The following is a 14,445-nucleotide window of genomic DNA, read 5'->3' as shown; positions in this document are numbered from 1 at the left end:
AACAGTGACGCGCGGCGTGACGAAGTGTGAAGAATTCGTGTTGTGACGCGCACGCGCCCGGCATATCGTCGGTGAGTGCCTGTTTTGCCTAACGATTTCGCATCGACGGCGACCGTCATCCACTCCAGCCCGGATGACCCGCTTGCTTCGCCGCTTGTCGAGGAGTTGTCCCGCGAATACGACGAGCGCTACGGCTTCAACGACGGGATCCCCTCGTCGGCCGAGTTGTCCCGCTACCCCGCTGAGCGCTTCCACGAGTCGACGGGCGGAGTGTTCCTCCTCCTTCTCGTCGACGGCGCCCCGGTCGCCGGCGGAGCCTTCATGCGCATCGACGACGAGACGGTGGAGGTGAAGCGGGTGTGGACGCATTCGGAGCACCGCCGCAAAGGCCTTGCCCGGCGGGTGATGGCCGAGCTCGAGGCCGAGGCCGCCTCACGCGGGATCAGGCGGATCGAGCTCACCACCGGCGCACGACAGCCCGAAGCGGTCGCCCTCTACCTGTCACTCGGCTACAGGCCGCTCTTCGATCTGGATGCGGACTACGAGGCGATCGGCTACCTGTCGTTCGAGAAAGAGCTGCCCGCTGCCGATCGCTGAGGACAGCCTGTCGGTCACCTGATCGTCGCGACGACCAGCGGAACGAGGTCGGCGGCAGGGATCCCGGCGGCAACGGCCTCGTCGACCCCTGCGAAAATCGGTCCGGTTCCGGCGCCCGTCGGCCGCGCATCCGTAACCCGGAGCAGGTCGACCGCGTGGAGCGCTTCGATCGCCGCGAGCTCGTCCACCAGTGCGGCGGACCGCTCGAGCAGCTGGAGGGCCAGCGGTGCGAGGGACGCGTGGTCCTCCACACCCGACAGGGTCGTCACTCCGAGCGTCGCGGGTGCGGCCAGCTGCCTCACCTCGGCGAGGGCTGCCGCAGCCGAATAGGCCAGGAGCCCGGGCACGCGCGTCCTCCCCTCCCGTCGGGCCGTGGTGAGCGCCCCGGACAGTGCGGAGATGCGTCGCTCGCTCGCTGAAGCGACGTGCGCGAGCGCCAGCCGGATGTTCTCCAGGGCGAGGGCGAGAGGGATCGCCTGGAAGTTCCCGCCGGAGATCATCCGCCCCGTCCCGACGTCGACGAGCGGGTTGTCGGATCGCGCGGCCACTTCGAGGTCGATCTCATGTACGCCGTGATCGAGCGCTTCCCGAAGCGCCCCGTGGATCTGCGGCACCGTGCGGAACGCGATCGGGTCCTGCACGGTCACGCTCCGGTCGGATGCGGCGAGCGCGCTGCCGAGGAGTGCGGCCCGGATCACCCCGGCCGACGAGCGCTGACCGGCGCCGCCGCGAGCATCCGCGATCTCCGCGCTGAACGCGGTCAGGTTGCCGGCCGGTCCCGCAGAGCCGACGGCTTCGAGCGTGAGCGCGACGACGGAATCCCAGGCGTCGACCCGGCGGGCCAGTGCCGACAGCACGAGCGCCCCCGCGCCGACGCTGTACGCGTTCGAGCTCAGGACCGCGAGGCCTTCATGCGGCGCCAGGACGATGGGCTCGAGCCCGGCGGCGGTCAGAGCCTCCTCACCCGGCACCACAACTCCGTCGATGAATGCCCGCCCGCCCCCGGTGAGGACGGCCGCCACCTCGGCCAGATGCGTGAGGTCCGCAGCGCCCACCGAGCCGCGGGCGGGAACCACCGGGTGGATGTTCGCGTTCAGCAAGTCGGCATACGCCTGCGCGAGTTCGATCCGCACACCTGCCCCGCCGCGCGTGAAGCCGCTGAGCCTGGCGGCGATCAGGGCGCGCACCTGCCGCTCCCCCAGCGCCTCGCCCACGCCGCCGCGATGGTTCGCGATGACGAGCCTCTGATAGTCGAGCAGCTCGTCGTCGCCGACCCGGTCGTCCCGTCCGGCGCCGAGGCGCGTGTTGAGACCGTAGACCGGGAGTCCGTCCGCGATCGCCGCCTCGACGACGGCGCGGGATGCTTCGATCGCCTGGCGTGCATCCGGACCGATCTCGACGCGAGCGCCATCCGCGATCGCGACGAGGTCCGCCGTCGTCGGAGCGTCGGCACCCAGTGTGACGATCTCCGCGGTCACGCTAGAACTCCCGGAGGTTGGCGCGCAGTCCCGCACCGCCGAATTCCGTGCGGATCAGGCCGCGCCGCCGCAGGGCGGGCACGAGGGGGTCGAGGGTGCGGTGCACGTGCGCCGGATGCACCTGGCCGGTGAAGAGGAACCCGTCGCCTCCGACGGCCTCACCCAGCTCGCCCAGGTGTTCGGCGATCTCGTCGGCGGTTCCCACGATCGCGAGACCGTCCTTGCGGGCGCGGACCTGAAGGATCTCGCGCAGCGTCGAACCGGCGGGCGCCGAACTCACGAAATTGTCGAGGGTGCCCTGGTTGCTGTTGGTCGTCACAGCCGGCAGCGGCGCATCGAGGTCGAACTTCTTGAAGTCGACGCCTGACAGGTACGAGATCGACTGGAGCGCTTCGTCGATCGCCGACTGCGTGAGTTCGGCCCGCGCCGCCTTCACCGTCTCGGTCTCGGCCGCATTCGCCGTCACCACCGGGTTGACGACGAACAGAACCTTCACCGCATCCGGATCCCGCCCGTTGGCCGCCGCGACCTCGCGGATGGAGTTGCGGTAGTCGCGCATCCGTTCAGGTGTGGATGCGAGAGCCAGGATGACGTCGGAGTTCTTGCCTGCGAAATCACGGCCGCGACCAGACGCGCCGGCCTGCACCATGACCGGCTCCTCGACGGGCGGCACCGTGTTGAGAGGACCCCGCACGCGGAAGAATCGTCCCTCGTGGTTGATCGGGCGCACCTTCGTGAAGTCGGCGTAGACCCCGCGCTCCGTGTCTTCGAGGACGGCGTCCGCATCCCAGCTGCGCCACAGGCGGCGAACCACGTCGACCCATTCGTCGGCGCGGTCGTAGCGGAGGTCGTGCTCGACCTGCTTGTCGAGGTTGTAGTTCTGGGCTGCGAGGTCCGATCCGCTCGTCACCACGTTGAAGCCGAGGCGGCCGCCTGCGAAATGCTGGAGGGTCGCGAGGAGCCGGGCCGCGGTGAACGGCTCATAGAAGCTGGCGCTCAGGGTCGGGACGATTCCGAGGTCGCGGGTGGCCCCGAGAAGGTAGGGAACGAGGGGCAGCGGGTCGTGCTTCGGGACGAAGCGCGCGTTGGCGAGGTTCACCTCCGCGGTCCCGCCGTAGGTGTCGGGTACGGCGACGCCGTCCTCGATGATGAACAGGTCGAACCCGCTCGCTTCGAACAGGCGCGCGGCATCCTGGTAGACCTGCGGCTGCTTCCAGTCGTAGCCGATGCCGTAGGTGGGGTCGCCCCAGCCCTGGACGCCGAATCCGGCGCCGAGGAACCAGCCGAAATGCAGAAGGGTCATGGTGTGAAACTACTCGCCGTCACTCGGTGGTTGGGGTGAGTCCGGCTTTCGCCAGCCACTCGGGGTTGTATGCCTTGGTCAGGTAGTTGATGCCGCCGTCGGGCGCGATCGCCACGATCACCGAGCCGGGCGCGGCCGTTCGGGCTTGCTCGACGGCTACCGCGACGGCCAGCCCGGACGACGGGCCGAGGAGCAGGGCCTCCTCCCCCGCGAGACGGTGGACGGTCGCATAGACGGTTCGGTCGTCGACGGTTCGCACCTCGTCTACGAGGTCGCGGTCGAAGGTCGTCGGCCAGAATTCGCGAGGCCAGCTCGTGCCGACGCCGTCGACGACGATCTGGCCGGGGGCGTCGCCGGCGTAGGTCGAGCCGGCAGGGTTCGCGCCGATGACCCGCACGGCGCCGGCGCTCACGTCTTGAGGAAGCGTCCGGCCCCGCTGACGGTGCCGCCGGTGCCGATGGATGCGACGAGATGTGTGACGGTTCCCGCCGTCTGGCGCCAGATCTCGGGCCCGGTGGACTGGTAGTGCGCGTGTGGGTTGGCCAGGTTCTCGAACTGCGACGAACGCCAGGCGCCCGGTGTCTGGGCTGCGATGCGATCGGCGACGGCGCGCGGATTGGCGGGATCGGAGGGTTCGGCATCCCAGTCGGCCTGCACGAGCCGGGCGCCGTAGGCGGTGAGCACGGCGCGTTTCTCGTCGGAGATGTCGGCGCTGTGCACGATGACCACGGGGTGTCCGGTGAGCCGGCCGACAAGGGCGAGTCCGATGCCGGTGTTGCCCGATGTCGCCTCGACGATCGTGCCGCCAGGCCGGAGGACACCGGTCGCTTCCGCGGTACGGATCATGTTGAGCGCGACACGATCCTTCGACGAACCGCCCGGGTTACGGCATTCGAGTTTGACGAGCACGCGTCCCGGCAGCCCCCGGGTGAGCGAATGCAGCTCGACGACGGGCGTGTTGCCGATGAGTGCGGTCGCCGAGTCGAGGATTGCGTCCGTTGCGCTCACCGCCGCCGGGTCGAGGACATCACGGTGCGCGAGCGGGCCGGCGGGCCGCCCGATCAGGTGAGTGTCCACAGTGGTCATGCGTAGACATTAGGCGCGGCCCGGGTGCGGTCAAAGCGCTGTTGCCCACTGTTACACCCCTCCAAGTCCCGTGGCCACCGGGCGGGCGGGATCGTTCGACCACGCCGACCACGACCCCGGGTAGACCGCGCCGTCGTAGCCGGCGAGTTCCAGCGCGATGAGTTCGTGAGCGGAGGTGATGCCGGAGCCGCAGTAGGTGCCGACCGGCGCATCCTTACGCACACCCAACGCTGCGAATCGGGCCGCGAGCTGCTCGGGCGGAAGGAACCGCCCGTCTGATCCCAGGTTCTCCGTCGTCGGTGCGCTGACAGCGCCCGGGATGTGGCCCGCACGCGGATCGATCGGCTCGGTCTCACCGCGATACCGTTCGCCGGCCCTGGCGTCGAGGAGCACGCCTTCCCGCGCGACGGCGGCCGCCTGGTCGCCATCGAGGATCGGCAGGTGCCCGTACGCGAGCTCGACGCTTCCGGGTTCGACCTCGACGGCGCCGGACTCGAGTGCGTACCCTGCGGCGATCCACATGGCGAGGCCGCCGTCGAGTACCCGGACGTCATCGAAGCCGGCATGGCGCAGCAGCCACCAGGCGCGCGCCGCGGACATCGCGGAGAGGTCGTCGTAGACGACGACCGAGTCGCCGGGGTTGAGGCCCCAGCGGCGCGCGGCCGCCTGGAGTGTCTCGATGCCGGGAAGCGGGTGGCGCCCTTCGATCGGGAGACCGTGGCCGGCCAGTTCCGTGTCGAGGTCGACGTACACGGCACCGGGAATGTGCCCGGCTTCGTGGAGCGGTCGCCCGGGCGGGCCGCCGAGCTTCCAACGGACATCGAGAAGCCGGGGCGGCGTGGATGCGGCGAGCGCGGCGGCAAGCTCGTCCGCCTGAATCAGTGTGGGCACCCCTCTATCCTCTCGCGGCGGGCCTCTGCCTGGGCAGTACCAGCCCGTTCAGCACATCCCCGTCCCTTCGATCAACCGGCCCCCGAGCCACGGAGTGACCTCCCCTTCGAAGCATGGATGCCCACTGAGCCGAGCCTGGGCGGGCGCCCTTTCACCTACGGCGTGTCGGCCCAGGACCCCATACCCTCTTGCGCAATCTCAACTAGTGAGTGTACAGTCACTCACATGCCGGCTCCCACACGAACCCGCACACCCCTCTCTACTGCAGACGCGAGGCGTGACACAGTCATCACCAGCGCGATCCAGGTTTTCGCAACCAGCGGCTATCTGGGAACTCCGATCGCAGCGGTAGCCGAGCACGCACGCATCTCCCCGGCCTATGTGTTCAAGCTCTTCCCCGGTAAGGAGACGCTTTTCGTCGCGGCACTCGATCGCTGTTTCGAACTCATCGAGGAGTCGCTGGCGCGGGGCGCAGAGGAATCTGCGGGCCAGACGCCTTCCGAGATTCTTTCCGCGATGGGCGGGGCTTATGCCGAACTCATCGAGGATCGAGCGCTCCTCCTGCTCCAGGTTCACGCGCAGTCCGCGGGCGAGATCCCGGAGATCGGCGACTCGCTCAGGCGCGGGCTGGCTCGGGTGACACGCTTCGCTCTCGACCGCTCGGGGGCGACCGACGGCGAGGTGCAGCGCTTCATGGCGTTCGGACAGCTCTGCCACCTGATCGTCACAGCCGGCCTCGAATCCATCCCGGAGGATTGGGCGCGCATCCTCACTGACGGGATTCGCCACCCGCAGACGCGCTGATCCGGGCTCCGACCGGCCTCGCGCCAGCGGGGCCGCTTCTTTCACCACAAGAGTGATTGATTGATCACTCACCATGCGAAATGTTAAACCATATGTCCTCCTCCCTTGCCGACACGCCCGGGGTGCAAGCCGGCACCTCGACACCCGCGACTGCGAAACGGACCTCTGCGGCACTCGCTGCGGCTCCGGCTCGCAGCACCCATCGTTGGTGGGCCCTCACGGTGCTCGCGCTCGCCCAGTTCCTGGTCGTGCTCGACGCGTCCATCGTCAACATCGCCCTACCCTCCGTCGGAAGTCAGCTCCACCTCGACACCGCCGCGCTCGGCTGGATCATCACTGCCTATGTGCTCCCCTTCGGCGGTCTGCTGCTGCTCGGAGGCCGACTCGCCGATCAGCTCGGACACCGGCGCATGTTCCTCATAGGGGTTGCCGGATTCATTGCCGCTTCGACCGTTGCCGGACTGTCAAGCAGCGGGGCGATGCTGCTCTCGGCCCGCGCGCTCCAGGGAGCGTCCGCTGCGCTGCTCGCCCCGGCATGCCTCGCGCTCGTCACCCACCTGTTCGCCGGAAAAGACCGGGCCAAGGCGTTCGGAATCTGGGGCGCCGTCGCCGGAATAGGGAGCGCCGCAGGCGTCCTGCTCGGCGGCGTACTCACGGCGGCGTTCGGATGGCAGGCGGTCTTCTTCGTCAACGTGCCCGTCGGCCTCGTGGTGATCGCGGTCATCCCGTACCTTGTGACGCGAGATCTGCGTCGCACTCCAGAACGCCTCGACATCGCCGGAGCAGCGACCGTGACCGCAGGCATCACAGCAGTCGTCGCCGCGCTCAGCCAGTCTGCGCAACGCGGCTGGGTTCACCCGGTCACCCTCGGACTGGCCGCGGCAGCCGCCAATCGTGCGCGGCCACGCCGCCCGCTGATCTGAACGCACGAAAGCCCGCACAAACAACGGGAACGGCTACCGGCTTCCGGTGGACGCCTTCGCGTTCGACTCGTACGACGTGTTCGTCGACTCGAAGAAGTTGACCAGCTCGAGCGTGTCGTTCGCCGTCGCCATCCACTTCGCCGGGTTGGACACCTTGTACTCGGGCTCGAAGCCGAGCTCCTCCAGGCGACGGTCAGCCAGGTACTTGACGTACTGGTTGATGTAGTTCGCGTTCAGGCCCAGGATGCCGTTCGGGAGAAGATCGCGGTTGTACTCCTCCTCCATCTCGACGGCGTCGAGGATCATCTGGCGGATCTCCTCGGCGAACTCCGCCGTCTGCAGGTCGGGGTTCTCCTCCAGCACCGTCAGGATGAGGTTGATACCGAACTTCAGGTGCAGCGACTCGTCGCGCACGACCCAGTCCATGAGCGAACCGAAGTTGCGCAGAAGATTGCGCTGACGGAACGACAGGGCGACCATGAAGCCCGAGTAGAACCAGATGCCCTCGAGGATCACGTTGTACGCCACGAGGTTGCGGATGAAGTCCTGCTTGCCCGCGGTCGTCGTGATGTCGAGAGTCTCTTCGGTCATCCGCTTGATGAAGCGGATCTCGAACTCCTCCTTGCGCGCCATCGACGGAACATCGATGTGCGAGTTGTAGGCGGCCTCACGATCGATCGGGAACGTCTCGAGGACGTACTCGAACGACATGCAGTGGTTCGCCTCCTCCCACATCTGCTTCGCGAGGTACAGGTGCGCCTCGGCCGCGTTCAGGTACGGGTACACGCCGAACGCGAGCGCCTTGTTCACGAGCAGCTCATTCGGGTTGAAGTAGCTCATGAGGAACGTGATGGCGTGACGTTCCTCATCCGTCATCTTCTTGAAGTCGGCGATGTCCTCGCCGAGCTGGATCTCGTTCGGGAACCAGGTGTTCGCAACCGCCTGGTCGTACAGGTCCATCGCCCACTTGTAGGTGACCGGCTTGAGAAGCAATCCTTCCTGGATTCCCGTTCCCAAAATCGCCATGTGTTTCTCTCTCTTCTTACTTCGGGTCAGCGCCTGGACGCGACTACTGGCACGACTCGCACTGAAGCTCGTCCATCGGGTCGACCGGAACGTAGTATTCCTCGACGCGGGTGGTGGTGTTGCTCATTTACTTGTCACCACCCGTCGAGAGACCTCCGAAGCCGAAACCGCGGCGAGCGGGCGCCGGAGCGGCTGCAGGCGCTGCATCCGCACCCTCACCGGCGCCGACGGATGCGAAGCCCTTGCGAGCTGCGCCCCCGGCGATCTCCTCGGCCTTGTTGACCTTGACGGTCGACTGCTCCGCCTGGTGACGCGGCTTCATGTGCAGGTAGTAGGTGGTCTTGACTCCACGCTCCCATGCCGCGTAGTAGATGTCCATCATGTCGCCGAGATCACGCGTCTCGAGGTACATGTTGCGGCTGATCGCCTGGTCGATCCACTTCTGCGCACGGGCTGCGACCTCGATGAACGAGTACGGCGAGAGCTGGAAGCTGGTCTTGTAGGTCGCCTTGATCGCATCCGGGATCTCGGGGATGCCCTGGATGTCGCCCTGGCTGCGCAGGATCGACTCGCGGACCTTCTCCCAGATGCCTTCGGCCTGCAGCGCGTCGACCAGGTTGCGGTTGACTTCGAGGAACTTGCCCGACGAGGTCGACCGGCTGAAGATCTGCGAGAACTGCGGGTCGAAACCGGGGGTCGTGCCGGCGACCAGACCGATGGATGCGGTGGGCGCGATCGCCATCAGCGTCGCGTTGCGCACGCCGCCCTTGACCTTCTCGCGCAGCGCATCCCAGTCGAGACGCGTCGTGCGGTTGACCTTGATCGGCACGCCGCGGTCCTGCTCGGTGAGGGCGATGCTGTCGAACGGCACCAGGCCCTGCGACCAGCGCGAGCCCTCGAAGTTCGGGTAGGAACCGCGTTCGCGCGCCAGGTCGGCGCTCTCGTCGATCGCTGCGTACGAGACGTGCTCCATGATCTCGTCGATCAGGTCGTACGCCTCTTCGCTCTCGTAGCTGATGCCCAGCTTCTCGACCACGTCGGTGAAACCCATCACTCCGAGGCCGATCGCGCGGTTCTGGGTGTTCGAGAAGTCGGCTTCGTCGACGCTCGAGATGGTGATGTCGATGAGGTTGTCGAGCTGGCGGACGGCGCTGCGGGCGCTCTCCTCGATGCGGGCCCAGTCGAAGACGCCGTTCTCGAGGTGGCGCGTCAGGTTGATCGACGCGAGGTTGCAGACGGAGACGTTGTGGCGGTCCTGCGGGAGGCAGATCTCGGTGCAGAGGTTCGACAGGTGGATCGTGCCGGTGTTGTTGTTCAGGGCACGGTTGTTGATCGTGTCCTTCCAGGTCAGCCACGGGTGGCTGGTGGTCTGGAGGCTCATCAGGATCGCCTTGAACTGCTCACGCGCGGTGATCTTCTTGAACATGTGCAGGCGACCGGCCTCGGCCTCCTCCACGTAGTGGGCGTAGCGCTCGGAGAACGCCTTGCCGTACAGCTCGTTCAGGTCGGCGACCTCCAGCGGGTCGAAGAGGTACCACGCCTCGTCGTTCTGGACGCGCTTCATGAACTCGTCGCTGATCCAGACGGCCGTGTTCGCCGTACGGGTGCGGCGGTACGGGTCGCCCGAGTTCTGGCGCAGGTCGAGGAACTCCGGGAAGTCCAGGTGCCAGTTCTCCATGTAGAAGCAGAGGGCGCCGAACTTCTTGCCACCGCGGCTGACCGCGCGCAGCACGGAGTCGATCGTGTGCATGAACGGGATCGGCCCCGTCGAGGTCGTGTTGTTCGAGCGGATGGGCGAACCCTGCGCACGCAGCTTGGTGACGGACAGGCCGATGCCGCCGGTGCCCTTGGTCAGCCACATCACGTCGCGGACCGACTTGGCGATGTGCTCGATGTCGTCCTGCATCTCCATGACGAAGCAGTTGGAGAGCTGCGGATATGCGGTGCCCGCGTTGACGAGGGTCGAGCCGGCGGCGAGGTATTCGAGCTTCGACATCTTGGTGTAGAACTCGAGGGCGTGCCGGGTCGGGTCCGCCTCGTTGAGCGCGAGGCCCATCGCGATGCGCATCCAGAAGAACTGCGGAACCTCGAGTGTCTCGCCGTTGCGAGCCTTGATGCCGTAGCGGTTGTTGAGGGTCACGACACCGATGTACTTGAGCAGTTCGTCGCGGTCGGGCTCGAGTGCTGCGGCCAGGCGGTCGAGGTCGTAGAGCGACGTGAAGCGCGGGTCGAGCAGCTGCTCGGAGACGCCGCGGTCGATGTACCCGCGGAAGTGGCTGGTGTGCAGCGACTTGAGCTCATCGGCGGATTCGTAGTCGCCGAGGACACGCTTGTAGATGGTCTTCAACAGCAGGCGCGCAGCGACGATGTCGAATGCGGGGTCGTCTTTGACGTTCTGGAGCGCCACCTGGATGACGGCTTCGTCGAGCTGCTGGGTCGTGATGCCGTCGAACAGGGTCAGTTCGAGTTCGCTCGCGATCTGGGTGACCCAGGTGATGTTCTCGTCGAGCCCCTGCGAAGCGTGCTCGATCGCCAGGTTGATCTTGTTCGCGTCGTACGGCTCACGCTGGCCGTTCCGCTTGACGACGGTGATTGCCACTTCTTCTCCCTCTTCTGTGCCGCTCTGTACGAACGGCGAAACCTCACCGGATGACCCGGTCTGCAGACGCCTTCTATTCCCCTGAAATCGCTCTGTCACGCCCCAATCGTGGGGGCATTTTCCCTAGCTTCGTATCGGCGTGTGACCACTATATAGCGGGGTATCACGACACGCGTAACCCCACATCTAGTGGGCGTGTCATCCACAGATGTGCATAACTTTTCCGAGTTATGCACACCCTACGGCCCCCTACCGACACGGGTGCCGACCGATAGACTGGGCCTCTTGTGAGCAGCTATACGAGCCTTCTGAAGACGCCCGGCGTCGCTCGTATCATCGCGGCCCAGCTCACCGCCCGCTTCCCGTTCGGCATGCTCTCCCTCGCCTTCCTGCTCCACATCGAGCGCGTCCATCACTCCTACGGCGCGGCCGGTCTCGTCCTCGGCGCGATGAGCATCGGTCAGGCGATCGCGGGGCCGATGACGAGCCGCCTGATGGGCGTGCTCGGCATGCGCATCGTGCTCTGGACGACACTCGCGTTCTGCTCCGCCGCCATCGCCTCCATCGGTCTGTTCGTCCTGCCGATCCCCGTCACCATGGGCGTCGCCTTCTTCGCCGGCCTGAGCATGCCCCCCATCCAGCCGGCCGTGCGCACCATCTACCCCAAGATGGTCAACTCCCGACAACTCACACCGCTCTTCTCGCTCGACGCGTCCGCGCAGGAGATCATCTGGATCGCCGGACCCGTGGCGATCACGTTCGTCTCCACCCAGATCGGCACCGTCGAGGGCATCCTCATGTCCGTGGCGATCATGCTTCTCGGCGGGGCCTGGTTCATCTCCTCCCCGGAGGTCGGCCGCGTGCGCATCCCCCGAAGCAAGCGGCGCTTCGGCTCCGTGCTGCAGCGTCCGCCGGTGCTTCTCGCGACCGTGGTCGGCTTCCTCCTCATCGGGTCCTGCGCGGCGATCGAGGCCGGGGTCGTCGCCAATTTCGGCGACCAGGGACCGGAGGCGGGTGTCGTTCTGGCCATCTGGTCGCTCGGCTCGCTCGTGGGCGGCCTCGCGTTCGGCCACGTGCCGATCGGCCCCTGGGCGACCGCACGCCGGATGTTCATCGTGTTCGTCGGCGTCACGATCTCGATGTTCGCGCTGGCCACCTGGTGGGGGCTCTCGCTGACGCTGATCATCGCCGGCCTCGGGATCGCGCCGGCCCTCGCCGTGCTCTTCTCGATCGTCTCGGCGAGCGTCAAGTTCAGCGACACGGCGGAGGCGTACGGCTGGGTCGGGACCGGGCAACTCATCGGAGCGGCACTCGGGTCTGCGCTCGCCGGATTCCTCATCGACGCAAACGGCCCGATCGGCGCATTCTGGGCAGCGAGCGCCTTCGCGCTCGTCGGCTTCATCGTGCCCGCGCTCGCGCACCGCTGGCATCCCGACCTCCGCGGCCGCGATGCGAGCCCCATCCCCGACACCGAGCCGGTTCCGGTCCAGCCGTCCTGAGCGGTCGCCGAAGCGCCCCCGCCCCAGGGCGGCAGGCCAGCGCGGCGGGCTACCAGCGCGAGTGGATGGATGCGCGCAGGCGCCGGTCGTACAGCGCTGCGACAGCGCCGTCGAACGCCGCACCCAGCGGCCCGACCGACCCGGCAGCCGCGTTCTTCCGTGCCTGCTCGACCGATCTCGCCCCGGGGATGACCGCACTCACGCCGTCCTGCTCGGCGACCCACGCGATGGCGGCCTCCGCCGGTGTCAGTCCGGCCGGTACGAGGGTCGCGAATTCCTGCGCGGCCGCCACGCCGGTCTCGAAGTCGACACCGGAGAAGGTCTCCCCCACGTCGAACGCCTCGCCGTGCCGGTTATACGAGCGGTGGTCGTCGGGTGAGAACGTGGTCGCCGCCGTGTATTTTCCACTCAGCAATCCCGATGCGAGCGGCACGCGCGCGATGATGCCGACCCCGGCATCCCTGGCGGCAGGCAGCACCTCGTCGAGCGGCTTCAGCCGGAACGCATTGAGGATGATCTGCACGGTCGCCGTTCCCGGCCGGGCGATCGCCGCCAGGGCTTCTTCGCAGGTCTCGACGCTGACCCCGTAGGCCGCGATGGCGCCGTCGGCGACGAGGGTGTCGAGCGCGTCGTACACGGAATCCGTCGAGTAGACCGGCGTCGGCGGACAGTGCAGCTGCACCAGGTCGAGGGTGTCGACGCCCAGGTTGCCGCGCGAGCGGTCGGTCCATTCTCGGAATTTCGCGAGAGTGAAGTTCGACGGATCCTGCGCTTCGCGCCTGCCCATCTTGGTGGCGACCGTGATGCCCCGATCGGGATGCGCGGCCAGGAACTTTCCGATCAGCTGCTCGCTGCGACCGTCTCCGTAGACGTCCGCCGTGTCGAAGAACGTCACACCGGCGTCGGCGGATGCTTCGAGCACGGCGAGCGCATCGGCCTCCGTCACGTCGCCCCAGTCAGCGCCGAGCTGCCAGGTGCCGAGTCCGATGACGGAGACCGTGCGTCCGGTGCCTCCGAGTGTTCTGGTCTGCATCACTCCAGCCTAGGCGGGCTGGAGCGCATCCTCCCGTTCGGATTCCGCGTCGGGCTTCTCCAGGGCGTCACCTACGTGCACGACTTCCTGGTTGCGGAAGTGGCCGGCGACCATCGCGATCATTCCGAGCAGCGTCCAGCCGGCCAGGACCAGCCACGGGAAGGTCGGATTCGCGTCGGGGAAGTAGGACAGATCGCGGATGAGCGTGGCGGATGCTCCCGGCACGAACCACTGGCCGACCGCACCCCACGGTTCAACCGTGAACTGGATGGGCTGCGCGGCCGACGAGAGGGGGTTGCCGATGAGCATCGTGATGATGGCGCCGACCGCTATTCCGACGCGCCCGATGAGGGCGTTCATCCCGACGATCAGGGAGACCGTGGCCGCCATCGCCAGCGAGACCGCGAGCCCGTTGATCCAGAAGTTCCCCTCGAGCACCCCGAACCAGCCCTGCATGACCCCCACCACCGAGAATCCGGCGACGAGACCGTAGACGACCACACTCGCGAGCCGGCGCCATGGGCCGACGACGAGCAACGAGATGAGCACGCCGCCGATGATGCCGCCGAGGACGAGAGGGAAGGATGCCGCGGTCAGTCCGAGTCCCCGCGGGTCGCCGGAACTGAGCGGCACGACATCCGTGACGGTGACGGTGATGGTGGGGGCGACGGTTCCCGCCGGCGCCTGGCCTGCCGCAATCGCCTGCTGCAGTGCTGCCGCGGCTTGCTGGTTGGCCTGCACCTGCAGCTGGCCTGCGAGTTGGCCGAGCAGCTGGCTCACAGCCGGCCCGCCCGCGGATGCGGTGAGCACTTCCGGCTGCTCTCCGACGACGATCGCGCCGTAGACGTCGCGCGTCTTGATCAGGTCGACGGCGGCGGCACGGTCCGGGACCGTCGTGACCTCGAAGACGCCTTTCGCTTTCGAGTCGAGAGCAGTGGTCACTGCCGCGACCTGGTCAGCGGACCCGGCGACCGCGATGGGGACGTCTTTGACCGAGGCGGTGATGATCGGCCAGACGAAGGCCAGCAGGATGGCGACCACGACGACCGCGCCGGCGATCGCTATCCCGATGGCGCGACCCCAGGCCGTGTGGGGCTGACGTGTTGCGATATTCGACATGATCCGCTCCAAATAAAAAGAATGTTCGTTCTTTATGGTGATACGCTGAACCGGACTTGTCAAGAACGAGCATTCTTTTTTAAGGTG

At 67.1% G+C, this 14,445-nt stretch carries 13 protein-coding genes; 4 read left to right on the top strand and 9 right to left on the bottom strand.

Annotated features, from left to right (window positions below; all coding sequences use genetic code 11):
• Nucleotides 1–75 precede the first annotated feature (75 nt).
• The gene (locus AAYO93_RS05095; protein ID WP_345763925.1) at nucleotides 76–597 is read left to right on the top strand and encodes a GNAT family N-acetyltransferase; all 522 of its coding nucleotides are present in this window, start codon (nucleotides 76–78) and stop codon (nucleotides 595–597) included.
• Nucleotides 598–611: 14 nt separating this feature from the next.
• Here AAYO93_RS05095 and AAYO93_RS05090 read toward each other — a convergent pair whose 3' ends face one another.
• Genes AAYO93_RS05090 through AAYO93_RS05070 form a run of 5 tightly spaced genes read right to left on the bottom strand, consistent with a single transcriptional unit; the run spans nucleotide 612 to nucleotide 5,355 of the window.
• Nucleotides 612–2,075, bottom strand: a complete 1,464-nt coding sequence (locus AAYO93_RS05090; RefSeq protein WP_345763924.1) for an aromatic amino acid ammonia-lyase — start codon at nucleotides 2,073–2,075, stop codon at nucleotides 612–614.
• Between the two features lies 1 nt (nucleotide 2,076).
• Entirely contained in the window at nucleotides 2,077–3,378 is a 1,302-nt protein-coding gene (locus AAYO93_RS05085) for an NtaA/DmoA family FMN-dependent monooxygenase (protein ID WP_345763923.1), read from the bottom strand.
• A gap of 19 nt (nucleotides 3,379–3,397) precedes the next feature.
• Nucleotides 3,398–3,790, bottom strand: a complete 393-nt coding sequence (locus AAYO93_RS05080; RefSeq protein WP_345763922.1) for a pyridoxal-phosphate dependent enzyme — start codon at nucleotides 3,788–3,790, stop codon at nucleotides 3,398–3,400.
• On the bottom strand, nucleotides 3,787–4,464 hold the full coding sequence (locus AAYO93_RS05075) for a PLP-dependent cysteine synthase family protein (protein ID WP_345763921.1): 678 nt from the start codon (nucleotides 4,462–4,464) through the stop codon (nucleotides 3,787–3,789). Before AAYO93_RS05075 ends, AAYO93_RS05080 begins: the two co-directional genes overlap by 4 nt.
• A 51-nt stretch (nucleotides 4,465–4,515) precedes the next feature.
• Nucleotides 4,516–5,355 (bottom strand): sulfurtransferase, encoded by an 840-nt coding sequence (locus AAYO93_RS05070; protein WP_345763920.1) that lies wholly within the window; start codon nucleotides 5,353–5,355, stop codon nucleotides 4,516–4,518.
• 225 nt (nucleotides 5,356–5,580) lie between these two features.
• On the opposite strand from AAYO93_RS05070, the gene AAYO93_RS05065 reads away from it, so the two are divergent.
• Together AAYO93_RS05065 and AAYO93_RS05060 are read left to right on the top strand one after the other, a co-directional pair.
• On the top strand, nucleotides 5,581–6,159 hold the full coding sequence (locus AAYO93_RS05065) for a TetR/AcrR family transcriptional regulator (RefSeq protein WP_345763919.1): 579 nt from the start codon (nucleotides 5,581–5,583) through the stop codon (nucleotides 6,157–6,159).
• Nucleotides 6,160–6,251: 92 nt separating this feature from the next.
• Nucleotides 6,252–7,082, top strand: coding sequence for an MFS transporter (locus AAYO93_RS05060; RefSeq protein WP_345763918.1), 831 nt, complete (start codon nucleotides 6,252–6,254; stop codon nucleotides 7,080–7,082).
• A gap of 33 nt (nucleotides 7,083–7,115) precedes the next feature.
• Here the strand turns inward: AAYO93_RS05060 and AAYO93_RS05055 are convergent, their stop codons facing one another.
• Nucleotides 7,116–8,108, bottom strand: coding sequence for a ribonucleotide-diphosphate reductase subunit beta (locus tag AAYO93_RS05055; protein ID WP_345763917.1), 993 nt, complete (start codon nucleotides 8,106–8,108; stop codon nucleotides 7,116–7,118).
• 127 nt (nucleotides 8,109–8,235) lie between these two features.
• Nucleotides 8,236–10,707 (bottom strand): ribonucleoside-diphosphate reductase subunit alpha, encoded by a 2,472-nt coding sequence (locus AAYO93_RS05050; RefSeq protein WP_345763916.1) that lies wholly within the window; start codon nucleotides 10,705–10,707, stop codon nucleotides 8,236–8,238.
• Between the two features lie 287 nt (nucleotides 10,708–10,994).
• On the opposite strand from AAYO93_RS05050, the gene AAYO93_RS05045 reads away from it, so the two are divergent.
• Nucleotides 10,995–12,206: an MFS transporter gene (locus AAYO93_RS05045; RefSeq protein ID WP_345763915.1), complete on the top strand. Its 1,212-nt coding sequence runs from the start codon at nucleotides 10,995–10,997 to the stop codon at nucleotides 12,204–12,206.
• 49 nt (nucleotides 12,207–12,255) lie between these two features.
• On the opposite strand, the gene AAYO93_RS05040 is transcribed toward AAYO93_RS05045, so the two are convergent.
• Together AAYO93_RS05040 and AAYO93_RS05035 are read right to left on the bottom strand one after the other, a co-directional pair.
• Nucleotides 12,256–13,239: an aldo/keto reductase gene (locus AAYO93_RS05040; RefSeq protein ID WP_345763914.1), complete on the bottom strand. Its 984-nt coding sequence runs from the start codon at nucleotides 13,237–13,239 to the stop codon at nucleotides 12,256–12,258.
• A 9-nt stretch (nucleotides 13,240–13,248) separates the two neighbouring features.
• On the bottom strand, nucleotides 13,249–14,358 hold the full coding sequence (locus tag AAYO93_RS05035; protein WP_345763913.1) for an ABC transporter permease: 1,110 nt from the start codon (nucleotides 14,356–14,358) through the stop codon (nucleotides 13,249–13,251).
• Nucleotides 14,359–14,445 lie beyond the last annotated feature (87 nt).

Origin of the sequence: Diaminobutyricibacter sp. McL0608, from assembly GCF_039613825.1 — a bacterium.
Taxonomy (GTDB): Bacteria; Actinomycetota; Actinomycetes; order Actinomycetales; family Microbacteriaceae; genus Diaminobutyricibacter.
Note: the sequence above shows the minus strand (reverse complement) of the source record. Positions and strands in the feature narration are given on the sequence as shown.